Annotated in this window: 19 protein-coding genes and 2 tRNA genes; 7 read left to right on the top strand and 14 right to left on the bottom strand. The window is 73.9% G+C overall.

The features are described from left to right. Positions 1-9: 9 nt before the first annotated feature. The 9 genes from JX575_RS03090 to JX575_RS03050 form a co-directional block, all read right to left on the bottom strand. Positions 10-1,068, bottom strand: coding sequence for a UDP-N-acetylmuramate dehydrogenase (locus JX575_RS03090; protein WP_186340210.1), 1,059 nt, complete (start codon positions 1,066-1,068; stop codon positions 10-12). Then, positions 1,061-1,477 carry a MaoC/PaaZ C-terminal domain-containing protein gene (locus JX575_RS03085; protein ID WP_241005312.1) on the bottom strand — a complete coding sequence of 139 codons (417 nt, stop codon included), beginning with the start codon at positions 1,475-1,477 and terminating at the stop codon, positions 1,061-1,063. The genes JX575_RS03090 and JX575_RS03085 overlap by 8 nt, the downstream gene beginning before the upstream one ends. Then, positions 1,474-1,887 (bottom strand): MaoC family dehydratase N-terminal domain-containing protein, encoded by a 414-nt coding sequence (locus JX575_RS03080; RefSeq protein WP_186340209.1) that lies wholly within the window; start codon positions 1,885-1,887, stop codon positions 1,474-1,476. The genes JX575_RS03085 and JX575_RS03080 overlap by 4 nt, the downstream gene beginning before the upstream one ends. Before the next feature lie 114 nt (positions 1,888-2,001). Then, positions 2,002-2,172: a 50S ribosomal protein L33 gene (rpmG, locus tag JX575_RS03075; RefSeq protein WP_186340208.1), complete on the bottom strand. Its 171-nt coding sequence runs from the start codon at positions 2,170-2,172 to the stop codon at positions 2,002-2,004. A 50-nt stretch (positions 2,173-2,222) separates the two neighbouring features. After that, a tRNA-Met gene (locus JX575_RS03070) sits at positions 2,223-2,299 on the bottom strand. A gap of 35 nt (positions 2,300-2,334) precedes the next feature. Beyond that, positions 2,335-2,407: transfer RNA gene (locus tag JX575_RS03065), tRNA-Thr, on the bottom strand. Positions 2,408-2,489: 82 nt separating this feature from the next. Beyond that, positions 2,490-3,905 (bottom strand): amidase, encoded by a 1,416-nt coding sequence (locus JX575_RS03060; protein ID WP_186340207.1) that lies wholly within the window; start codon positions 3,903-3,905, stop codon positions 2,490-2,492. Between the two features lie 53 nt (positions 3,906-3,958). Beyond that, a complete protein-coding gene (locus tag JX575_RS03055) occupies positions 3,959-4,549 on the bottom strand; it encodes a DNA-3-methyladenine glycosylase I (RefSeq protein ID WP_186340206.1) in 591 nt (196 codons plus the stop codon). Between the two features lie 45 nt (positions 4,550-4,594). Beyond that, positions 4,595-5,533 (bottom strand): pirin family protein, encoded by a 939-nt coding sequence (locus tag JX575_RS03050; RefSeq protein ID WP_186340205.1) that lies wholly within the window; start codon positions 5,531-5,533, stop codon positions 4,595-4,597. A 160-nt stretch (positions 5,534-5,693) separates the two neighbouring features. Here JX575_RS03050 and JX575_RS03045 point away from each other — a divergent pair, with 160 nt between their 5' ends. The 3 genes from JX575_RS03045 (at position 5,694) to JX575_RS03035 (ending at position 10,167) form a co-directional block, all read left to right on the top strand. Further along, positions 5,694-7,625 (top strand): ABC transporter ATP-binding protein, encoded by a 1,932-nt coding sequence (locus JX575_RS03045; protein WP_186340204.1) that lies wholly within the window; start codon positions 5,694-5,696, stop codon positions 7,623-7,625. Further along, complete coding sequence (locus JX575_RS03040; protein WP_186340203.1) at positions 7,622-9,547, top strand: ABC transporter ATP-binding protein; 1,926 nt, start codon at positions 7,622-7,624, stop codon at positions 9,545-9,547. The genes JX575_RS03045 and JX575_RS03040 overlap by 4 nt, the downstream gene beginning before the upstream one ends. A gap of 86 nt (positions 9,548-9,633) precedes the next feature. Next, positions 9,634-10,167: a VOC family protein gene (locus JX575_RS03035; protein WP_186340202.1), complete on the top strand. Its 534-nt coding sequence runs from the start codon at positions 9,634-9,636 to the stop codon at positions 10,165-10,167. A 12-nt stretch (positions 10,168-10,179) separates the two neighbouring features. Here the strand turns inward: JX575_RS03035 and JX575_RS03030 are convergent, their stop codons facing one another. From JX575_RS03030 to JX575_RS03020, 3 genes are read right to left on the bottom strand one after another with little or no spacing between them, the layout of a single operon-like run. After that, positions 10,180-12,033 carry a glycoside hydrolase family 15 protein gene (locus JX575_RS03030; RefSeq protein WP_186340201.1) on the bottom strand — a complete coding sequence of 618 codons (1,854 nt, stop codon included), beginning with the start codon at positions 12,031-12,033 and terminating at the stop codon, positions 10,180-10,182. Next, positions 12,023-13,438, bottom strand: a complete 1,416-nt coding sequence (zwf, locus tag JX575_RS03025; protein ID WP_186340200.1) for a glucose-6-phosphate dehydrogenase — start codon at positions 13,436-13,438, stop codon at positions 12,023-12,025. The genes JX575_RS03030 and zwf overlap by 11 nt, the downstream gene beginning before the upstream one ends. Positions 13,439-13,487: 49 nt before the next feature. After that, the gene (locus JX575_RS03020; protein ID WP_186340199.1) at positions 13,488-14,708 is read right to left on the bottom strand and encodes a homogentisate 1,2-dioxygenase domain-containing protein; all 1,221 of its coding nucleotides are present in this window, start codon (positions 14,706-14,708) and stop codon (positions 13,488-13,490) included. Positions 14,709-14,773: 65 nt separating this feature from the next. Here JX575_RS03020 and JX575_RS03015 point away from each other — a divergent pair, with 65 nt between their 5' ends. Genes JX575_RS03015 through JX575_RS03000 form a run of 4 tightly spaced genes read left to right on the top strand, consistent with a single transcriptional unit; the run spans position 14,774 to position 18,470 of the window. Further along, positions 14,774-15,640 (top strand): hypothetical protein, encoded by an 867-nt coding sequence (locus tag JX575_RS03015; protein ID WP_186340198.1) that lies wholly within the window; start codon positions 14,774-14,776, stop codon positions 15,638-15,640. Further along, on the top strand, positions 15,637-16,851 hold the full coding sequence (gene fahA, locus JX575_RS03010) for a fumarylacetoacetase (RefSeq protein WP_186340197.1): 1,215 nt from the start codon (positions 15,637-15,639) through the stop codon (positions 16,849-16,851). The genes JX575_RS03015 and fahA overlap by 4 nt, the downstream gene beginning before the upstream one ends. A 10-nt stretch (positions 16,852-16,861) precedes the next feature. Next, positions 16,862-17,770: a phosphodiesterase gene (locus JX575_RS03005; protein WP_186340196.1), complete on the top strand. Its 909-nt coding sequence runs from the start codon at positions 16,862-16,864 to the stop codon at positions 17,768-17,770. 19 nt (positions 17,771-17,789) lie between these two features. Beyond that, positions 17,790-18,470, top strand: coding sequence for a histidine phosphatase family protein (locus JX575_RS03000; protein ID WP_186340195.1), 681 nt, complete (start codon positions 17,790-17,792; stop codon positions 18,468-18,470). A gap of 16 nt (positions 18,471-18,486) precedes the next feature. Here the strand turns inward: JX575_RS03000 and JX575_RS02995 are convergent, their stop codons facing one another. Beyond that, complete coding sequence (locus JX575_RS02995) at positions 18,487-19,827, bottom strand: MFS transporter (RefSeq protein ID WP_186340194.1); 1,341 nt, start codon at positions 19,825-19,827, stop codon at positions 18,487-18,489. Next, entirely contained in the window at positions 19,824-20,780 is a 957-nt protein-coding gene (locus JX575_RS02990; RefSeq protein WP_186340193.1) for a carbohydrate kinase, read from the bottom strand. The genes JX575_RS02995 and JX575_RS02990 overlap by 4 nt, the downstream gene beginning before the upstream one ends. Between the last annotated feature and the right edge of the window lie 9 nt (positions 20,781-20,789).

Raw genomic sequence — 20,789 nt, 5'->3', positions numbered from 1 at the left:
GGGTGCGGGTCAGAGGGAGCAGCCGACCGTCACGGGTTCGTTGACCAGGGTGATGCCGAACCGCTCGCGCACCCCGTCGCGCACCTCGCGGGCCAGGATGAGCAGCTCCTCGGTCGTGGCGCCGCCGCGGTTGGTGAGGGCGAGGGTGTGCTTGGTCGACAGTCGTACGCGCTCCCCCGCCGCCGCGCTGGTGTAGCCCTTGGTGAAGCCGGCGTGCTCGATCAGCCACGCGGCGCTCGACTTGACGGTCCCATCGGGCTGCTCCCACCGGGGGGCGTCGGCCGGCAGGGCGGCGGCCTGCTCGGGGGCCAGGACCGGGTTGGTGAAGAACGACCCCGCGCTCCAGGTGTCGCGGTCGGCCGGGTCGAGCACCATCCCCTTGCCGCCGCGCAGCGCCAGCACGGCGTCGCGCACGGCCGCCAGGGCGGCCCGCTCCCCCTGCTGGACGCCGAGGGTGCGGGCGAGCTCGGCGTAGCCGATCGGCTCGGACAGCTCGCCCTGGCGCAGCTGGAAGGTCACCTCGAGGACGACGTAGCGCCCCGGCTCGGCCTTGAACCGGCTGTGGCGGTAGCCGAAGCCGCAGTCGGCGGCGGCGAAGGTGCGCTGGGTGCGGTCGACGCGGTCCCAGGTGCGGACCCGGGAGATGGTCTGGGAGACGTCCTGGCCGTAGGCGCCGACGTTCTGGATCGGCGTGGAGCCGACCGCGCCGGGGATCCCGGAGAGGGCCTCGACGCCCGCCCACCCCTGCGCGACGGCATGGCCCACGAGCGCGTCCCAGTCCTCACCGGCCGCCACGGTGAGCACGACGCCGCCGCACTGGGCGAGCGCGTCGACGTCGCAGGTGTCGGTGTCGGCCGTGACCCCGGTCGTGGCGACCTGCACGACCCGCCCGTCGAAGCCGGCGTCGGCCACGACGAGGTTGGACCCGCCCGCCAGCAGCAGCACCGGGGTGCCGGCGGCGTCGGCGTCGGCCACGGCCGCGACGAGCTCGGCCTCGGTGGCGGCACGCACCCACTCCCGGGCGGGGCCGCCCAGCCGCAGGGTGGTGTGGTCGCGCAGGTCAGTCACCGGCGCCGGCCCCGCGCACCACGGCCTTGGGCATGCCGAGCACCTTGGTGCCCTCGCAGGTCACCTCGAGCGCGAGGGTGACGAGGCCGTCGGCCACCGACTTCACGGTGCCGCCCACCACGACCTCGGCCCCGCCCTCAGCGGGGACGACGACCGGGCTGGTGAACTTCGCGCCGAGGTCGACGACCTCGGCGCCGTCGGTCCACTCCGCGACCGCCCGCCCGACGAGGGCCAGGGTGTACATCCCGTGGGCGATCACGCCGGGCAGGCCGACGCTGCGCGCGACCGCCTCGTCCTGGTGGATCGGGTTGTGGTCGCCGCTGGCGTCGGCGTAGGCGACGAGGTCGGCCCGGGTGATCGTGTAGGTCCGGGGCTCGAGGGAGGCGCCGGCCTCCAGCCGGGCGGTCACTGCGCCGCCTCCGCGCCGGCGGAGTGGACGAGGGTGGCCTTGCCGGTGCACACGACCGCGCCGGTGGCGTCGGTGATCTCGCTGGCGGTGGCGATGATGTCGGCGCCGCCGATCTGGCGCAGCCCGGTCACCCTCAGCGTCGCGCTGAGCTCGTCGCCGACCGCGAGGGGGCGTACGTAGGCGAAGCGCTGCTCGCCGTGGACGATGCGGTGCAGGTCGATGCGCTCGGCGTCGAGGAAGGCCTGCATGGCGTCGAAGGCGAGCACGATCGGGAACGTGGGCGGCACCTGCTCACCGGCCCCGCCCGGGTGGCCGACTGCGGCGGCGAACGCGCCGACCCTCTCGGAGGTCACGGTCAGGGGCGCCGGCGCGGGGAACTCGCGCCCCACCAGCGAGGGGTCGACAGGCATGGCCCGAGCCTAGGACACCCTGCCGGCGCGGCGACCGGGCCCGGACGCACAGCGACCCGTCCGAGTGCTCGGACGGGTCGGGGTGCGACGAAGGACGGTCGTCGGCGAACGGCCTCAGCGGGTCTCGCGGTGAGCGGTGTGCTGCCGGCAGCGCGGGCAGAACTTCTTCAGCTCGATGCGGTCGGGGTCGTTGCGACGGTTCTTCTTCGTGATGTAGTTGCGCTCCTTGCACTCGGTGCACGCGAGCGTGATCTTGGGGCGAACGTCAGAAGACTTGCTGGCCATGGGAGATCCTTGGGTTGCGGGTGGTGCGGTGCGGAGCTGCTGGACACTGGTGGTAGCGGGGGCGGGACTCGAACCCGCGACACCACGATTATGAGCCGTGTGCTCTAACCACCTGAGCTACCCCGCCGCGGAGGCCGGGCTCCCGGAGGAGATCCGACCCAGAGCCCCTTTACGGAATCGAACCGTAGACCTTCTCCTTACCATGGAGACGCTCTGCCGACTGAGCTAAAGGGGCAACGACGGAGAACGATACACACGCCCCGCCACGATGAGAAATCGGCTCCCGCGGAGCCTTCCCGGGCCAGTCCGGACCCCGTTCAGGCGGCGTGGATCCGCGGCCAGCCGACGGCCTCCTCGAGCTCGAGGGCCAGCCCGAGCAGGCGTGCCTCGCGCCCGGCTCCGGCGCCCAGCATCATCCCCTGGGGGAGCCCGGCGGCGGTCGTGGCGAGCGGGAGGGAGACGGCCGGCTCGCCGGTGGCGTTCTGCAGCGGCGTGAAGGCCACCCAGTCCATCAGGCGGGCCATGATCTCGTCGTAGTCCTGGTCGGGTCGCAGGTGACCGACCCGGGGCGTCTCGGTCGCCAGGGTCGGTGTCAGGGTGATGTCGTACGACGCCCGGTGCCGGGCGGCGAGGCGCTGCGAGCCGCGCAGCACCGCGATCGAGAACGGCTGCTTGTGCAGGTTGCGAGCGGCGTGGCGGGCCAGGCCGAGGGTGAGGTTGTCGAGCCGGGACGGGTCCCAGGTGGGCCCGAAGTCCTTCTTGCCCCGTCGGGCGATGACCAGCGCCAGCATCGCCCAGAAGCGCACGAAGTGGTCGGGGAAGCTCGCCGGCACCGGGTTGTCGACCTCCTCGACGTGGTGACCCAGCTGCTCGAGCAGGGCGGCCGTGCGGAGGGTCAGCTCGCGCACCTCGGGGCTGCACGAACGGCCGATGCCCTCGGTGACGACCGCGACCCGCAGCCGGGCGCGGCTGGGGCGGGTGACGTCGCCCACGGGCGGCAGGAGCGGGTTGCGCCAGATCTTCTCGGCCTCGCGGTAGAACGCCGCGGTGTCGCGGACGCTGCGGGTGAGCACGCCGTCGGAGACGATCTGCACCGGCATCTCGCGCATCATCCGGTCCTGGGCCAGGCGGCCGCGGGTGGGCTTGAGGCCGACCAGCCCGTTGACCGCGGCCGGGATCCGGATCGACCCGCCCCCGTCGTTGGCGTGGGCGATCGGCACCGCCCCGGCCGCGACGAGGGCGGCGGAGCCGGCGGACGAGGCGCCTGCGTAGTGGTCGGTGCTCCACGGCGAGCGCACCGGGCCGAGCCGCACGTGGTCGGCGGCCCCGGAGAAGCCGAACTCCGAGAGCTGGGTCTTGCCGAGCGGGATCAGCCCGGTCGCGAGGTACATCCGGGCGAAGTCGCCGTCGGCGGCCTGCGGCTCGGCGGTGAACGCGTCGGACCCGTGCTGGGTCGGCATCCCGGCCACGTCGGCGTTGTCCTTGACGAAGGTGGGCACCCCGGCGAACCAGCCGCCGCGGGGGTGGCGCGCCTCCTCGCGAGCCCGGTCGTAGGCGGCGTACGCCACGGCACCGAGCGCGGCGTCGACCCGCTCGGTGCGGGCGATGGCGGCCTCGACCACCTCTGGCACCGAGACCGAGCCGGAGCGCAGCGCCTCGACCAGGCCGGTCGCGTCGAGGTCGGCGAGGGCGTCGTCGGGGGTGAACGCGTGGACGCGCCCGGCTGCTGTCATGCGCGTGAGACTAGCCAGCGCGTCGTGCCGGCGACAGGCTCTCCGGTGCCAGGTCAGCCGGCGCACCCCCGCCGGTGGCACCCGGCGAGGTGGTCGTCGACGAGCCCGATCGCCTCCATCAGGGCGTACATCGTCGTCGGCCCGACGAAGGCGAAGCCGGCCTTCTTCAGCGCCGCCGACAGCGCGACCGACTCGGGCGAGGTGGTGGGGACGTCGGCGGTGGTGCGGGGCGCCGGGCCGGGCTCGGGCCGGAAGGACCAGATGAACGCCTCCAGCCCGCCGTGCTCGCGCAGGGCGACGGTGGCGCGGGCGTTGGTGACGGCCGCTTCGACCTTGCGGCGGTTGCGCACGATGCCGGCGTCGGCCATCAGCCGCTCGACGTCGCGCTCGTCGAAGGCCGCGACGGTGTCGGCGTCGAAGCCGGCGAACGCGGCGCGGAAGCGCTCGCGCTTGTCGAGGATGGTGCGCCACGACAGCCCCGACTGGAATGCCTCGAGGGTGAGCCGCTCGAGGTGCGCGGCCTCGCCGTCGACGCGCAGGCCCCACTCGGTGTCGTGGTAGTCGCGGTTGACCGGGTCGCCGGCACCCCAGGGGCAGCGCGCCACCCCGTCGGCGCCGACCACGGGACCGACTCCGCTCTCCATGCGGGCATCCTCGCGCACGCCGGGGACAACCGGGCCCAGCCGGGCTCAGCCGCGTTGCTTGAGCCGGACGTTGGGCAGCGGCGGCGCGGGGATGGGCTGCAGGTCGAGGTCGACCACGCCGAACCGGCCCGGGGCCACGTCGCGACCGTCGGCCACCACGCCGTCCCCGACGACGACCTGGTCCTGCCACGCCTGGCGGTAGCCGGCGACCTCGTCGTGGCTGCGGCCGATGAAGTTCCACCACATGACGATCGACTCCCCGAAGGGCGGGCCGCCGAGGAGGAGCACGCGCGCCTCCTCGGCCGCGGTGAGGGTGATGGTGGAGCGCCCCGCGGGGACGTGCCCGAGGTCGCTCGGCGCGAGCTCCTGGCCGTCGACGTCGACCGAGCCCACGTCGAGCAGCACGCCGTGCTCGAAGGTGGGGTCGACCTCGACCTCGAAGGACCTGCCCGGGGCGAGCATGATCTCGGCGCCGAGGAGCGGGGTGTGCACCTCGACGGGCGAGCTCGCGCCGAGGAGCGAGCCGATGAACACCCGGGCCTCCCAGCCGGGCCCGCGGACGGGCACGGGAGCGAAGTGCTCGAAGCGGGGCTCGACGTGGCGGCTGCCGTCGGGCAGGGCGATCCAGAGCTGGGCGCCGTGGAGCATGGTCGTGCCGGGGGTCGAGACCTCCGTGTGGCTGATCCCCCGGCCGGCGGTCATCAGGTTGAGCTCGCCGGGTCGAACGGTGGCCAGGCTGCCGACGGAGTCGCGGTGCTCGAGCTCGCCGCCGAAGAGCCAACTCGCCGTCTGCAGGCCGGTGTGCGGGTGGGCGGGGAGCACCATCCCGCCGGTCTCGTCGACGTCGTCGGGGCCGTAGTGGTCGACGAAGCACCAGGCGCCGATCAGCGAGCGCTGGCGCTGCGGCAGCGTGCGACGTACGCGCATGGCCCGGGGACCTCCCAGCGGGACCTCACGCGGTGCCAGCACCTCGACATCGGTCATCGTGCGCCACGGTACCCGTAGGGGTGGACCCGGCGCAGGTGGTCTTCGGGACTCGGCCCGCCTCGGGACGCGAGCGGCGCACGGGGCCGGTCCGCGTGGGCACCGTCACGGTTTAAGGGTTCGTCGCCGGGCACTCCCGGCGCCTAGTGTCAGACACGACATGCAGGACTACCCACCCCGGATCGCGACGTTCTACACCGGCTCCGACGACGCACCCACGCCGGACCCCGACACCCGGTCGCCGCTGGCGTTCCTGCGATGGGTCCTGGGGCAGCAGAAGGCGCTGATCGCGCTCTCGGCGCTCTGCTACGCGCTGTGGTTCCTCCCGATGACGCTCGGGCCGTGGATCTTCGGTCGCGCGGTCGACCAGGGCATCGTCGGCGGCTCGGAGTCGGCGCTCCTCGGCTGGGCGGGCCTCCTGCTCGCCGTCGTCGTCGTGGGCGGCGTGTTCGGCATCGTGTCCCACACGCTGGTCGTGCGCAGCTGGCTCGTCGCGCTCTACGGGACCCTCGAGATGGTCACCCGCAAGGTGGCCCAGATGGGGCACGTGCTGCCCCGGCGGGCACCGACCGGCGAGGTGCTGAGCGTCGCGTCGAGCGACTCCGACGAGTTCGGCGCGCTGACCGAGATCGTGGCGCGCACCCTGGGCCAGGTCGCGTCCTACCTCACCGTCGCGTTCATCGTGCTCACGATGTCGTGGCAGCTCGGCCTGCTCACCCTGGTCGCGGCACCGCTCCTCGTCGGCGCCGCCCTCCCCCTGCTGCGACCACTCCACCGCCGCCAGCAGCTCGAGCGCTCGCGCACCTCCGACCTGACCTCGCTGGCCACCGACATCGTGGCCGGCCTGCGGATCCTCCGCGGCATCGGCGGGGAGCAGACGTTCGGGGCCAACTACGACCGCCAGTCCCAGTCGGCCCGGCAGGCCGGCGTGGCCGCCGGCATCTGGCAGGCCGTGGTCGAGGCGGTCGGCGTGCTGCTCTCCGGCATCTTCCTGGTCGCCCTGGTGTGGCTCGGCACCCGGCAGGTCCGGGCCGGCGAGCTGAGCGTGGGCGAGCTGATCACCTTCCTCGGCTACGGCCTCTTCATGGTCGGGCCGATCCGCACCTTCTTCGAGTTCGCCCAGAAGGGCGTGCGCTCCCTGGTCAGCGCCCGCAAGGCCACCGCGATCTTCGACCAGCGCCCGCCGTGGCGCGAGCCGTCCAAGCCGGTCGCGCTCGACGGCACCGCCGCGCTCCACGACACCGCGAGCGGGCTGACGGTGGAGCCGGGCGTGCTGACCGTCGTCGTGAGCGCGGTGCCCGAGCAGAGCGCTGCCCTCGCCGACCGCCTCGGCCGCTACCTGCCCGCCGACACCGAGCCCGTCCCGGCCGTGGAGGACGCGGGCACCAAGGGCCGCGCCGCGCGTCGCTCGCGGGCCGAGCGGGCAGCCGAGCGGGCCCGCATCGCGGCGCGCGACGAGGAGCGGGCGACCCGCGAGTGGGGCGTCACCCTCGGCGGCGTCGACCTCTCGCGGGCCACGCTCGACGACGTACGCCGCCAGGTGCTGGTCAGCGACACCACCAGCCAGCTCTTCGCCGGGACCCTCCAGGACGCCGTCGACCCCCACGGCCGGCTCACCCGTGAGCAGGCCGAGCACGCGCTGCGCGTCGCCAACGCCGAGGACGTCTACGACGCGCTCCCCGAGGGCTGGCAGGGCCAGCTCGACGAGCGCGGCCGCGGCCTGTCCGGCGGGCAGCGCCAGCGGGTGGTGCTGGCGCGCGCGCTGGCCACGGACGCGCCGATCCTGGTGCTGGTGGAGCCGACCTCCGCCGTCGACGCCCACACCGAGGCGCGCATCGCCGAGCGCGTCGCGGAGACCCGGCGCGGCCGTACGACGGTGGTCACCACGGTCTCGCCGCTGTGGCTGCACCACGCCGACCGCGTCGTGCTCCTGCACGACGGCACCGTCGTCGCCGAGGGCACCCACGCCGACCTGCTGGCCGGCCACGACGGCTACCGGCGCGTGGTCGCGCGAGAGATGGACGACGAGCTGGACGACCAGATGGACCACCAGCTGGACCCCCAGATGGACGAGGAGGAGCCGGTCCGATGAGCACCGACCTGCTCGCCACCTCGGCCGAGACCTGGCGCGACCGGGCCGCCGACCCGCCCGCGATCCCCGACGAGCTGCTGCCGCCCGAGCACGCCGGCCTGCGCGAGCGCAACCGCGCCCTGTGGCAGCGCCACGAGCTGCGGCGCCAGCGCGCCGAGGACGTCTACGACGCCTCGCGCAACCCGGTGCGCGGCTGGCCGGTGTCGGGCAACCGCGCGGTGCTGGCGTTCCTCGTCGACCTGGTGCGCAGCCGCAAGCGCACCTTCGTGCTGCTGGTCGTGCTCAACGCCCTGGCCGCGGGCTCCGCCCTCGTGGTGCCGCGCCTGCTCGGCTCGCTCGTCAACCGGGTGGACACCCAGGGCGTGGGCGCCGGCGGCCTCGACACCATCGCCCTGGCGGTCGTCGGTGTGGTCGTCCTCCAGGCGCTGCTCACCTTCGGCGCGCAGCGCACGTCGACCTACTTCGGCCAGGACCTGCTCGCCTCGGCCCGCGAGCACGTCGTCCGCACGATCCTGCGCCTGCCCGTGGGCCGCGTCGAGGGAGCCAGCACCGGCGACCTCGTCACCCGGGTCACCCGCGACGTCGGCACGATGGCCCGCTCGGTGCAGTGGGGCGTGCCGCGCCTGCTGATCTCGCTGATGACGGTCGTGCTCTCGATCGTGGCGATGTTGCTCAACTCGCTGCTGCTGGCGGTGCCCGCGCTCGTGGTCTTCGCGCTCTGCGCCCCCGCCGTGCGCACCTACCTGCGCCGCGCGCCCAAGGCCTACATCACCGAGGGCGCCACCTACTCGCGCATCAACACCACGCTCACCGAGACCGTCGAGGGGTCGCGGACCGTCGAGGCACTGGGGCTCTCGCGGGCTCGCGTGGCGGCGGGCTCCGACGACATCGCGGTGTCGGGGCAGGCCGAGCGCTACGGCATGACGCTGCGCAACGTGCTGTTCGCGGCCCTCAACGCGGCGTTCCAGGTGCCGCAGGTCGTCACGCTGGTCGTCGGCGCCTACGGCTACAGCCGCGGCTGGGTCGACCTCGGGCAGATCACCGCCGCGCTGCTCTACGTCGTCGCGCTGGCCGAGCCGCTCGACGCGGTCATCGGCGAGGTCGACCGCCTCCAGGTGGGCGTGGCGTCGACGAGCCGGCTGCTCGGCATCGCCGAGGTGCCGCCCGACCGCGAGCCCGGCGACAAGCTGCCCGAGGGCGCCGAGCTCGTCGGGTCGGACCTCCGCTTCGCCTACCGCGAGGGCCACGACGTGCTCCACGGCGTCGACCTGCACCTGCGCACCGGAGAGCGACTGGCGGTCGTCGGCCCGAGCGGCTCCGGCAAGTCGACGCTCGGGCGGCTGCTGTCGGGGATCAACCGCCCGCGCACCGGCTCGGCCCGGGTGGGTGGGGTGGACCTGGTCGACCTGCCGCTCGAGGTGCTGCGCACCGAGGTCGCGCTCGTCACCCAGGAGCACCACGTCTTCATCGGCTCCGTGCGCGACAACGTCGTGCTGGCGCGCGAGGACTCCTCCGACGACGCCGTGCGCCGGGCGCTGGCCGCCGTCGGTGGCCTGTCGTGGGTCGAGCGCCTGCCCGACGGGCTCGACACGATGATCGGCTCGGGGCGCTTCGCGCTCACCCCGGCCCAGGCGCAGCAGGTCGCCCTGGCGCGGCTGATCATCGCCGACCCGCACACGCTCGTGCTCGACGAGGCGACCTCGCTGATCGACCCGCGCACCGCGCGCACCCTCGAGGGCTCGATGAACAGCCTCCTCGCGGGCCGCACGGTCGTGGCGATCGCGCACCGCCTGCACACCGCCCACGACGCCGACCGCATCGCAGTGGTCCTCGAGGGTCGCATCGTGGAGCTCGGCAGCCACGACGAGCTCATCGAGCTCGACGGGGAGTACGCCGCCCTCTGGCGCGCCTGGACCTCCTGAACCCGCTCGCATCAGGACCGCACCCGACCTGATTCCTGCCTAGCGTGGTGCCGAGCGCACCAGACGAGCGAGGAGGAGGGCGGACGATGGAGCACGACGCGACGACGCCGGCCGGCTACACGACGGTGGCCCCGTGGGTGGTCACCGAGGACACCGGGGCGTTCCTGGACTTCACCACCACGGTCCTCGGGGGCGAGGAGCTCGCCCGCGTGGCCGTCGAGGACGGGTCCATCGGCCACGGCGAGGTGCGGGTCGGGGACACGGTCGTCCTGGCCTTCGACCGCCGGCCGGAGTGGCCGCCGATGCCCAGCCTGCTCCGGGTCTTCGTGCCGGACGCGGACGCCACGTTCGAACGCGCAGTGGCGGCGGGCGCGGTGGTCGTGACCGAGCTCGCCGACAGCGCGTTCGGTCAGCGCGGCGGCCGGATCCGTGACCCGTTCGGCAACATCTGGTGGGTGGTCAGCCAGGTCGAGGACGTGCCGGAGGACGTGATGTGGCAGCGCCTGCGCGAGCCGGCGTACGCGGAGAGCATGCGGATCGCCCAGGAGACGCTGGACGCAGAGCTCGCCGGTCGCGCGCAGGGCCGCAGCAGCACTCCGGTGCGCGGCGACCGCGGATGACCGGCCGGTGGCTCAGCCGTCGAGGCTGCGGTCGAGGTTGATCACGGCGCTGATCAGGCTGAGGTGGGTGAAGCCCTGCGGGAAGTTGCCGAGCTGCTCGCCGTTGAGCGCGACCTGCTCGGCGTACTGGCCGAGGTGGTTGGCATAGGTGAACATCTTCTCCAGCGCCAGGCGGGCCTCGGCGAGGCGACCGGCGCGGGTCAGCGCCTCGACGTACCAGAAGGAGCACAGCGAGAACGTGCCCTCCGCGTCGACGGTGCCGTCGGTGCCCGGGACGCCGTCACCGAAGGCCTCGGGCTCGTAGCGCAGCACCAGGCTGTCGGAGACCAGCCGCTCCTCGATCGCCGCTAGCGTGGAGAGGAAGCGCGGGTCGTCCGGCGCCAGCATCTTCACCATCGGCATCAGCAGCGCACCCGCGTCGAGCACGTCGCCGCCGGCGACGGCGGTGAAGGCGCCGATGTCGTCGTTCCAGCACTCGGTCATCACCCGCTCGTAGATCTCGTCGCGGGTCGCGGCCAGGCGGGTGAGGTCGCCGGGCAGGCCGCGGCGCCGGGCCACGCGCATCATCCGCTCGACGGCCACCCAGCTCATCACGAGCGAGGTCGTGTGGGTGCGCGGCTCCGAGCGGATCTCCCACATCCCCGCGTCGGGACGCTCCCAGTTGTCCATCAGCCACGAGACGATCCGGCGCAGGTCGCCCCAGGCGTCGTGGCTGATCCCGCGGCCGTGCTTGTCGAAGAGGTAGACCGAGTCGATCAGCTCGCCGTAGACGTCGAGCTGGAGCTGGTCGACCGCGGCGTTGCCGATGCGCACCGGGCGGGAGTCGCGGTAGCCGGCGAGGTGGTCGAGCTCGCTCTCGTGGGGCAGGGCGCCGTCGAGGTCGTACACCACCCGGAGCGGGCCCAGGTCCTCGTCGGCGCCGTCGCCGGCGGCCTCGCCGAGCCGCTCGGAGAGGAAGCGCACGAACGCGCCCGCCTCCTCGGTGAAGCCCAGGCGCAGCAGGGCGTAGACGCTGAACGCGGCGTCGCGCACCCACACGTAGCGGTAGTCCCAGTTGCGCGACCCGCCGATGCTCTCGGGGAGGCTGGTCGTCGGCGCGGCGATGATCCCGCCCGTGGGCTCGTGGCACAGCAGCTTGAGGGTGAGCGCCGAGCGGTCCACCCACTCGCGCCACCGCCCGGTGTAGGTCGACTGCGAGAGCCAGCCGCGCCAGTAGGCCGCCGTGGCGTCGAAGAGCTCGGACACGTCCGACGGGGCACAGCCGCGGGCGGGCTCGCCGGGCGTCAGCACCTCGAGCACGAACAGGGCGGAGTCGCCGGTCGCGAGCGCCACCCGGGCCGACGCGGTGCTCGCTTTGACGTCGAGGTCGAGGGTGCTCGACAGCGCCAGGTCGACCTCGCCGTCGGCGAAGCGCACGACGCCGTCCTCGACATCCAGGTCGGGCTCCGTGCGCGCGTAGTCGGGACGGGGCGTCATCTCCATGGTGAGCTCGACCGAGCCCCGCAGCCCGACCACGCGGCGCACCAGGCGCTGCCGGTGGTCGGGGTCGTGGGCGCGCAGCACCGGCATGAAGTCCTGGACCTCCACGACCCCGCGCTCGGTGAGGAAGCGGGTGACGAGGATGTTGGTCTCGGGGTGGTAGTACTGCTGGCTGCGCGCGTCGGGGTCGTCGGGTGCCAGCCGCCACGACCCGCCGTCGGGGTCGAGCAGCGAGGCGAAGACGCTCGGCGCGTCGAACCGGCCCGGGCAGAACCAGTCGATCGTGCCGTCGGTCGCGACGAGGGCTGCGGTGCGGAGGTCGCCGATCAGACCGTGGTCCGCGATGGGCGCGGCGGGTCCGCCGGGGGCCCGGGCGTCACTCGCCATCGGCGTCGCGGCCCAGGCGCCAGCCGTGCTCGGGGAGGGCGAGCGCCGCGTCCGGCCCCCAGGAGCCCTGCTCGTAGGGCAGCGGCGCCGGCCGGTCGTCGAGCACGGGCTGGCACACCTGCCACAGCCGCCGCGTCTCGTCGGCGTGCGCGAAGAGGGTGTGGTCGCCGTGGAGCACGTCGAGGAGCAGCCGCTCGTAGGCCTCGAGCGGCTCGTCGTGCGGGAGCTCCTCCCCCAGGTCGAGGCGCATGGCCGCCGGGGCGAGATCCATCTCCGGGCCGGGGCGCTTGCCGAGCAGGTCGACGTGGATCTGCGCCTCGTCGGTGAGCTCGAGGACGAGCTCGTCGGGGGCCAGGCCGTCGCCGAACACCGTCGAGTCCGGCTCCCGGAAGCGGAGCGTCACCGTGCGTCGCGTCTCGGCCATCGCCTTGCCGGTGCGCAGGAGGAACGGGACGCCGCGCCAGCGGTCGTTGTCGACCCACGCCTCCAGCGCGACGAAGGTCTCGACATCGGAGTCGTCGTCGACGTCGTCCTCGTCGCGGTAGCCGTCGTACTGCCCGAGCACGACCCGGGCCGGGTCGAGCGGGCGTACGTCGGCGAGCACCGCGGCGCGCGCACGTCGTACGGCCGCGGCCGACCACTCCCCCGGGTCCTCCAGGGCGACCGCGCCGAGGATCTGGAACAGGTGCGTGGAGACCATGTCGCGCAGCGCGCCGGTGGACTCGTAGAACGACCCGCGACCCTCCATCGCCAGCGTCTCGGGCACGTCGACCTGCACCGAGGCGATGCTCTCGCGGCTCCACGCCGGCTCGAAGAGGGCGTTGGCGAAGCGCAGCGCGAGCAGGTTCTGCACGGCCTCCTTGCCGAGGAAGTGGTCGATGCGGAAGACCTGGTCCTCCTCGAAGACCTCGTGGACGTCGCGGTCGAGCTCCTCGAACGACGCCAGGTCCAGGCCGAAGGGCTTCTCGATCACCAGCCGGGCGCCGTCGGCCAGGCCCTCGCGTCCCAGCATCGCGACCATGCCGGGCATCGCCGCGGGCGGGACCGAGAGGTACACCAGGCGCAGCACGTCGTCGCCGAGGCCCTCCTCCACCTCGCGCACCCGCGCGGCGAGGTCGGCGCCGTCGTCGGCGTCGGAGGCCCGGAACGAGAAGCGGTCGAGGAGGTCGCGCGCGAGGTCGTCGTCGAGGTCGTCGACCGAGTCGCGGAGCCCGTCGAGCACCTCGTCGCGGAAGTCGTCGTCCGAGTCGGGCGCGTGGCGCCCGCTGCCGATGACGGCGAAGTCCCGGGGCAGCCGGCCCGCCGCGGCGAGGCGGTAGAGACCCGGGAACAGCTTGCGCGACGCGAGGTCGCCGCTGGCGCCGAAGAGGACGAGGACGCAGGGCGGCAGGTCGGCGGTCGTCATGCTCGCCACGCTAACGATCACCCGAAGGAGTGGGCGCCCGCCCGGAGCGTCACGTGTTGCTGTAGACCGCCGGTCCGCCGTCCTCGCCGGAAGCGTCGGGGCCGCGGCCCGCCCAGGTCCAGGCATAGGCCGGGTCCTCCACCGCGACGCCGCCCTCGCCGAGCTCGAGCGGGGCGAAGGTGTCGACCATGACGGCCGACTCCTCGAAGTACTGCACGCCCAGCGAGGCCTCGATCGCGCTGGGCTGCGGGCCGTGTGCGTGGCCGCCGGGGTGCAGGCTGATCGAGCCGATGCCGATGCCCGAGCCCTTGCGGGCCTCGTAGTCGCCGCCGACGTAGAACATCACCTCGTCGGAGTCGACGTTGGAGTGGTAGTAGGGCACCGGGATCGCGAGCTCGTGGTAGTCGACCTTGCGGGGCAGGAAGTTGCAGATCACGAAGTTCCAGCCCTCGAAGACCTGGTGCACCGGCGGCGGCTGGTGGACCTTGCCGGTGATCGGCATGTAGTCCTCGACGTTGAACGTGTAGGGGTAGAGGCACCCGTCCCAGCCCACCACGTCGAAGGGGTGCGTGGCGTAGGTCAGGCGGGTGCCGACGATCCCGGCGCTGGTGCGGTGCTTGACCAGCACCTCGACGTCGGTGCCCTCGACCTCGAAGGTCTCCGCCGGGCCGTGGAGGTCGCGCTCGCAGTAGGGGGCGTGCTCGAGCAGCTGGCCGAACCGCGACAGGTAGCGCTTGGGCGGGTGGATGTGGCTGTTGGCCTCGACGGCGTAGAGCCGCGACGGCTCGGCGGGCACCCACCGGTGGTCGGTCGCGCGCGGGATGACGACGTAGTCGCCGGTGCGGTAGGGCACGACCCCGAAGACGGTCTCGACCGTGCCGCTGCCGGACTCGACGTAGACGCACTCGTCGCCGATGGCGTTGCGGTAGAGCGGGGACGGGTCGGTGCCCGTGAGCACGTAGGCGATCCGCACGTCGTTGTTGCCCAGCACCAGGCGCCGGCCCTCGACCGGGCAGGTGCCGGTCTGCAGGTCGTGCAGCCGGAGGTGCCGCGGCTTGAGCGGGTGGTTGGGGATCCGCGACTGGTCGGGGAGGTCCCACACCCGACTGTCGGTGATCGCGCTCGGCACGCCCCGGCGGTAGAGCAGCGAGGAGTCGGAGGAGAATCCCTCCTCGCCCATCAGCTCCTCGCGGAAGAGGTGGCCGTCGTCGTCGCGCAGCTGGGTGTGCCGCTGGCGGGGCAGCCGTCCGAGTGCTCGGTAGTGGGCCATCAGTGCGCTCCGTTCATCCGATTACCGGACGTCAGCGTCCGTTATCTGGTGGCTAGAGTAGCCCCGTGTCCCCCAGCCCTGCACCCTCCGAACCCACCCGGCGAGCGTCCGCCTGGCCCGAGGAGTGGCGCGGCCTCGTCGACGACGCCGCGATCTTCCCTCCCGGCGACGCGCCCCTCCACGAGGCGACCGCGGCCCACACCGCGCGCCGCGAGGAGTGGTGGGCCGACCTGGTCGGCAGCTTCGTGCTCCGCGACACCGACCTGCCGCTCGTCCGGGGCTTCGGCGGCCCGCTGTCGGTCGTGGTGACCGGCGGCGCCGGCCAGCTCGCCGGTCCGCTGGGCGCGGCCGGCCGCCTCGGGCTGCACGTCGCTGCCGTGGAGATCGCCGTCCGCGACGTCGACGACCCGGTGGGCAACGTGCGCCGCATCGACGCCGCACTGCGCGCCGCCGGGGCCGACGACGTCCCCCTCTACGTCGAGCTGCCCGGGCCGGTGACCCCGACCTGGCTGGCCGCCGCCGACGAGGTCGCCGCGTGCGGGCACCGCCTCAAGCTCCGGCTCGGCCACGTCGACCACGACCTCGTCCCCGGCTCCGCGACCGTCGCCGGGTGGGTCGACGCGGCGCTCGACCGCGAGACGCCGTTCAAGGCCACCGCCGGGCTGCACCGGGCGGTGCGCCACGAGCCGCAGGGCGGCGGCGCGCACGGCTTCCTCAACCTGCTGGCGGCCACGAGGGCGCTGTGGGACGGCGGCACCGTGGACGACGCGACGGCCGCCCTGGAGGTGCGCGACGGCGCCGCGCTCACGGCGGCGCTGGCCGGTGGCGGCGTGGCGTCGGCCCGCCGCTGGTTCACCTCCTTCGGCTCCTGCTCGGTCACCGAGCCGCTCGACGACCTGATCGCCCTCGTACTGGTGGAGGACAACGCATGAGCCGCAGCAGCTGGGTCGAGGGAGCCGCGGGCTCCGGGTTCGACGTCGACCACCTCCCCTACGGCGTCTTCGCCCGCTCCGGCGAGCGCCCGCGGGTCGCGGTGCGCATCGGCGACCAGGTGCTCGACCTCAGCGTCGTCGCGGCCGCCGACATGGTCGACACCCACGAGCTGTTCGACCAGCCGACGCTCAACCCGTTCATGGCGGCCGGGCCCGCCGTCTGGGAGTCGACCCGCGCGTGGGTGACGGGGCTGCTGACCGACCAGACCGAGCGCGACCTCGTCGAGCCGGCCCTGGCGCCGGTCGACTCGGTGACGATGCTCCTGCCGTTCACGGTCGGCGACTACGTCGACTTCTACGCCTCCGAGCACCACGCCTCCAACGTCGGCCGGATCTTCCGCCCCGACCAGGAGCCGCTGCTGCCCAACTGGAAGCACCTCCCCGTCGGCTACCACGGCCGCTCGGGCACGGTCGTGGTCTCCGGCACCGACGTCGTACGACCCTGCGGGCAGCGCAAGGCGCCGACGGAGGAGCGCCCGACGTTCGGCCCGTCCCGGCGTCTCGACATCGAGGCCGAGCTGGGCTTCGTGGTCGGGGTGCCATCCGCGCTGGGTGAGCGGGTCGCCACCGCCGACTTCGCGCGGCACGCCTTCGGCGTCGTCGGCCTCAACGACTGGTCGGCGCGCGACATCCAGGCGTGGGAGTACGTGCCCCTCGGCCCGTTCCTCGGCAAGTCGTTCGCGACCTCGATCAGCGCGTGGGTGACCCCGCTCGCGGCGCTCGACGCCGCCTGGACCGACCTGCCCGGACAGGACCCGGAGGTGCTCGACCACCTCCGCGTCGAGGGCCCTGCCGGGCTCGACATCGAGGTGGAGGTGGTGCTCGACGGCGAGGTGGTCTCGCGTCCGCCCTACCGCACCATGTACTGGTCGCCGGCCCAGATGCTCGCCCACACCACCGTCAACGGCGCCTCCGTGCGCACCGGCGACCTGTGGGGGTCGGGCACCGTGTCGGGCGCCGAGCCCGGCCAGCGCGGCTCCCTGCTCGAGCTGAGCTGGGGCGGCACCGAGCCGTTCACCGCCGGCGGGCGCGAGCGCACGTTCCTCGAGGACGGCGACGAGGTGACCCTGCGCTACACCGCGCCGGGCACCGCGGGCGGCCGGATCACCCTCGGCGAGGTGACCGGGCGCATCCTCCCGGCGCGGCCCTAGGCTGCTCGGTGTGAAGCAGCTCGGTCAGTACGCCGCCCCGCGGCACGTCGTCGCGCACCTGAGCGACCCGCACCTGATCGGCGGCGGAGCGCTGCACTACGGCGTCATCGACAACGTCGCCAACCTGCGCCGCGCGCTCGAGCGGCTCGCGGCGGTGCGCCCCGCGCCCCGGGCGCTGGTCTTCACCGGCGACCTGGCCGACCGCGCCGAGCCCGACGCCTACGCCACCCTCCGCTCGATCGTGGAGCCGTTCGCTGCCGGGATCGGCGCGACGGTGGTGTGGACGATGGGCAACCACGACGAGCGGGCGCCGTTCGCCAGGGGCATGTTCGACTCCGACGACGCCCGGTGCCAGGACCGGGTGCACGACGTCGACGGGCTGCGCATCGTCGCCCTCGACACGAGCGTGCCCGGCCACCACCACGGCGAGCTGCTGCCCGAGCAGCTGGCGTGGCTCGCCGACGTGCTCGCCACCCCGGCCGAGCACGGGACGCTGCTGGCGATGCACCACCCGCCGCTGCCCCTGCCGATGGTGCGCGCCGCCGAGCTGATCGAGCTGCACGACCAGCAGGCGCTGGCCGACGTGATCGCCGGCACCGACGTGCGCGGCATCCTCGCCGGTCACCTGCACCTGCCGACGTGGTCGACGTTCGCCGGCGTGCCGGTCTCGGTGACGGCGGCCAGCTGCTACACCCTCGACCCCGCACCGGTCGACCGCTTCGTCTCGGGTGTCGACGCCGGCCAGGGCTTCACGATGGTCCACGCCTACGACGACCGCCTCGTGCACACCCAGGTGCTGATCGAGCGGGGCGCCGAGGTGAGCCACATCGGCTCCGACATCGAGGCCGCGCTCGAGGACGTGCCCCTGGAGCAGGCGCGCGAGCTCGCCTCCAGCAAGACGTCCCCGTTCAACTCCTAGCCTCCCGAGGATCCCCCCCTTGCGACTCCTGCTCATGCGCCACGGCCAGACGCACGCCAACGTCTCCGGCGAGCTCGACACCGCCCACCCCGGGCTCGACCTCACCGACCTCGGCCGCGCCCAGGCCGTGGCGGCCGCGAAGGCCCTCGCCGACGAACGGATCGACGCGATCTACGTCTCCAGCCGGGTGCGCACCCACCAGACCGCCGCCCCCACCGCGCAGGCGCGCGGCCTCGAGCCGGTGCAGCTCGACGGCCTGCAGGAGATCGCCGCGGGCGACTTCGAGATGCGCAACGACCACGACGCCGTCGCCGGCTACATCGGAGCCGTCGCCGCGTGGCTCGACGGCGACCTCGACCACCGGATGCCCGGCGGCGAGACGGGCGAGGAGTTCCTCGCCCGCTACGACGCGGCCGTACGCACCATCGCCGAGGCGGGCCACGAGGCCGTGCTCGTCGTCAGCCACGGGGCCGCGCTGCGCACCTGGGCCTCGACCCGGACGGCGCCCAGCCCGCAGGCCCCGCCGGCCCACCAGCCGCTGCACAACACCGCGCTGATCGTGCTCGACGGCGACCCCCGCACCGGCTGGGAGCTGGTGTCGTGGCAGGGCCACCCCGTGGGCGGCGACTTCCTCGAGGACCCGACGGCCGAGGACCCGACCGGCGACCTCGACTCCGACGGGGACGGCGAGATCGGCTGAGCGCACGTCGGGCTCGCTAGACGCCCTCGGTGCCGATGCCGGGATGCACGAAGGGCTTGCCGGCCCGCAGCTGCTCGACCGAGCCGGGGTGCACCCGCGCGAGGTGGTCGAGCCCGCGGCGGCGGTAGCGCAGCGTCTGCACGATGCCGAGGGTCCAGAACGCGTACTGCACGGCCATCGCCAGCTTGAAGTCGCCGAGCGTGTAGGACCCCATGCCGCCGGACGCCGACAGGTCGAGCACCAGGCCGATGAGGGCCATCGTCAGCAGCGAGGCGGTGAAGCCGCCGATGTTGACCAGCCCGTTGGCGCGCCCGGTCTCATGCGCCGGGCTGAACGAGCGGGCGAGGTCGAAGGCCACCATCGCGGCCGGACCACCGCTCGCGGTGGCGAAGGCCATCACGACCACGAGCCACGTCGGCGCCACTCCCGGCCACAGCAGGACGGCGGTCCACGGGACCACCATCGCCAGGACGACGGAGACCACGATCCACGAGCGGTAGTAGGGCAGCCGGCCCACCAGCCGGGCGAGCACCAGGCCGCTGACGACCGTCCAGGCCGTCATCGCCATCAGCAGCGTGCTGGCCGCACGCGAGGTCCAGCCGAGTCCCTGCACCAGGAACGGGAAGCCCCACAGCAGCGTGAAGACCGTGGCGGAGAACTGCGAGGCGAAGTGCGACCACATCCCCAGCCGCGTGCCGGGGTTGCCCCACACCGTGCGGACCGACTGCGCCAGAGCCCGCAGCTTGATCACGACGACCTCGCTGCGGCGGTAGGGCGAGTCCTTGACGAGCGCGAGCACCGCGACGAGCAGCACGAGGCCGACGCTGGAGGTGATCGCGAACGTGCGGGTCCAGCCGAGCTCGTCGAGCAGGAAGGACAGCGGGCCTGCCGCGGCGATCGCGCCCAGCTGCCCGGCCAGGCCGGTGACCTGGGTGACCATCGGCGCCTGCCGCACCAGGAACCAGATCGTGACGAGGCGGATCACGCTCACGAAGACCATCGCGTCGCCCGCCCCCACCACCGCGCGCGCCGCCACCGCCCCGGCGAACGAGGTGGAGAACGCGAAGGCGAGCTGGCCGGCCGTCATCAGCGCGAGCCCGACCAGCAGCATCGTGCGTGAGCCGTAGCGGTCGAGGAAGACCCCCACCGGCACCTGCATCCCGGCGTAGACCACGAGCTGCAGCACGGTGAACGCGGCCAGGCCGGTGGCGGTGATGTCGAACCGGTCGGACGCGATGATCCCCGCGACCCCGAGCGAGCTGCGGTGGAACACCGCCAGCACGTAGACGGCGAGCGCCACCAGCCAGATCACCCAGGCCCGTCGTCTCCCGATCTCGTGGATCTGCTCCGCGCTCACTCCCGCCCGGCTTCGCGGTCGGTGCCCAGCGCGGCGGAGAGCTCCGCCCGCGTCGGCGGGTCGGCACCGGGCCGGGAGACGTTGATGGCCGCACCGACGGCCGCGGTCGTGACGACGTCGAGGAGGTCGCGGTCGGTGAGGGCGCGCAGCGCGTCGCCGGCTCCGGGCCCGTGCGCCCCGAGGGCGACCAGCGCGTCGAGCAGCACGCCGCTGAAGGTGTCGCCGGCTCCGACGGTGTCGGCCACGGCGACGGGCACGCCGGGCACCTCGAGCGTCGTCCCGTCGGGGCGTACGGCGATCGCGCCGGCGCCGCCGCGGGTGACCACGACGAGGCCCGGGCCGGCCGCCGCCCAGCGCGCGGCGGTCGCGACCGGGCCCGCGCCGGGCTGGAGCCACGCGAGGTCCTCGTCGCTCACCTTGACCACGTCGGCGAGGGCGACGAGCTCCTCGACCCGGGCCGCAGGCCCGGTGCGGTCGGGGGTGATCGCGGGGCGGGCGTTGGGGTCGAGGGAGAGCAGGGCCCGGCCGCGGTGCGCGCGGAACGTCGTGAGCACGGTGTCGGCACCCGGCTCGAGGACGGTCGCGATCGACCCGACGTGCACCACGTCGCACGGCACGTCGGGCACCGCGCGAAGGTCCCAGTCGAGGTCGAAGTCGTAGGTGGCGGCGCCGGAGTCGTCGAGGGTGACCGCCGCGCTCGACGTGCGGCCCGAGCCGGTGGGCGAGGCGAGGACCTCGACGCCGCCGGCCTCCAGCCAGGCCCGCACGGCCGCGCCGCGCGCGTCGTCGCCCAGCAGGGTCACCAGCCGTACGTCGCGCCCGAGCCGGCCGAGGGCGAGCGCCACGTTGGCGGGGCTGCCGCCGGGATGGTCGCGGGGCGCCCCGTCGGGCCCGGGCACCACGTCGACGAGCGCCTCGCCGACGACCAGGATGCGGGGCTGGACGTCGCTCATGCACCCATC

Source organism: Nocardioides sp. zg-1228 (assembly GCF_017086465.1).
In the GTDB taxonomy this organism is placed as follows: Bacteria; Actinomycetota; Actinomycetes; order Propionibacteriales; family Nocardioidaceae; genus Nocardioides.
Note: the sequence above shows the minus strand (reverse complement) of the source record. Positions and strands in the feature narration are given on the sequence as shown.

Coding starts and splice junctions, on each gene's coding strand:
- fahA (WP_186340197.1), top strand. CDS start 15,637: ATGAGCCGCAGCAGCTGGGTCGAGGGAGCCGCGGGCTCCGGGTTCGAC.
- rpmG (WP_186340208.1), bottom strand. CDS start 2,172: ATGGCCAGCAAGTCTTCTGACGTTCGCCCCAAGATCACGCTCGCGTGC.
- JX575_RS03055 (WP_186340206.1), bottom strand. CDS start 4,549: ATGGAGAGCGGAGTCGGTCCCGTGGTCGGCGCCGACGGGGTGGCGCGC.
- JX575_RS03035 (WP_186340202.1), top strand. CDS start 9,634: ATGGAGCACGACGCGACGACGCCGGCCGGCTACACGACGGTGGCCCCG.
- JX575_RS03040 (WP_186340203.1), top strand. CDS start 7,622: ATGAGCACCGACCTGCTCGCCACCTCGGCCGAGACCTGGCGCGACCGG.
- JX575_RS03045 (WP_186340204.1), top strand. CDS start 5,694: ATGCAGGACTACCCACCCCGGATCGCGACGTTCTACACCGGCTCCGAC.
- JX575_RS03080 (WP_186340209.1), bottom strand. CDS start 1,887: ATGCCTGTCGACCCCTCGCTGGTGGGGCGCGAGTTCCCCGCGCCGGCG.
- JX575_RS02990 (WP_186340193.1), bottom strand. CDS start 20,780: ATGAGCGACGTCCAGCCCCGCATCCTGGTCGTCGGCGAGGCGCTCGTC.
- zwf (WP_186340200.1), bottom strand. CDS start 13,438: ATGACGACCGCCGACCTGCCGCCCTGCGTCCTCGTCCTCTTCGGCGCC.
- JX575_RS03050 (WP_186340205.1), bottom strand. CDS start 5,533: ATGACCGATGTCGAGGTGCTGGCACCGCGTGAGGTCCCGCTGGGAGGT.
- JX575_RS03060 (WP_186340207.1), bottom strand. CDS start 3,905: ATGACAGCAGCCGGGCGCGTCCACGCGTTCACCCCCGACGACGCCCTC.
- JX575_RS03030 (WP_186340201.1), bottom strand. CDS start 12,033: ATGGCGAGTGACGCCCGGGCCCCCGGCGGACCCGCCGCGCCCATCGCG.
- JX575_RS03020 (WP_186340199.1), bottom strand. CDS start 14,708: ATGGCCCACTACCGAGCACTCGGACGGCTGCCCCGCCAGCGGCACACC.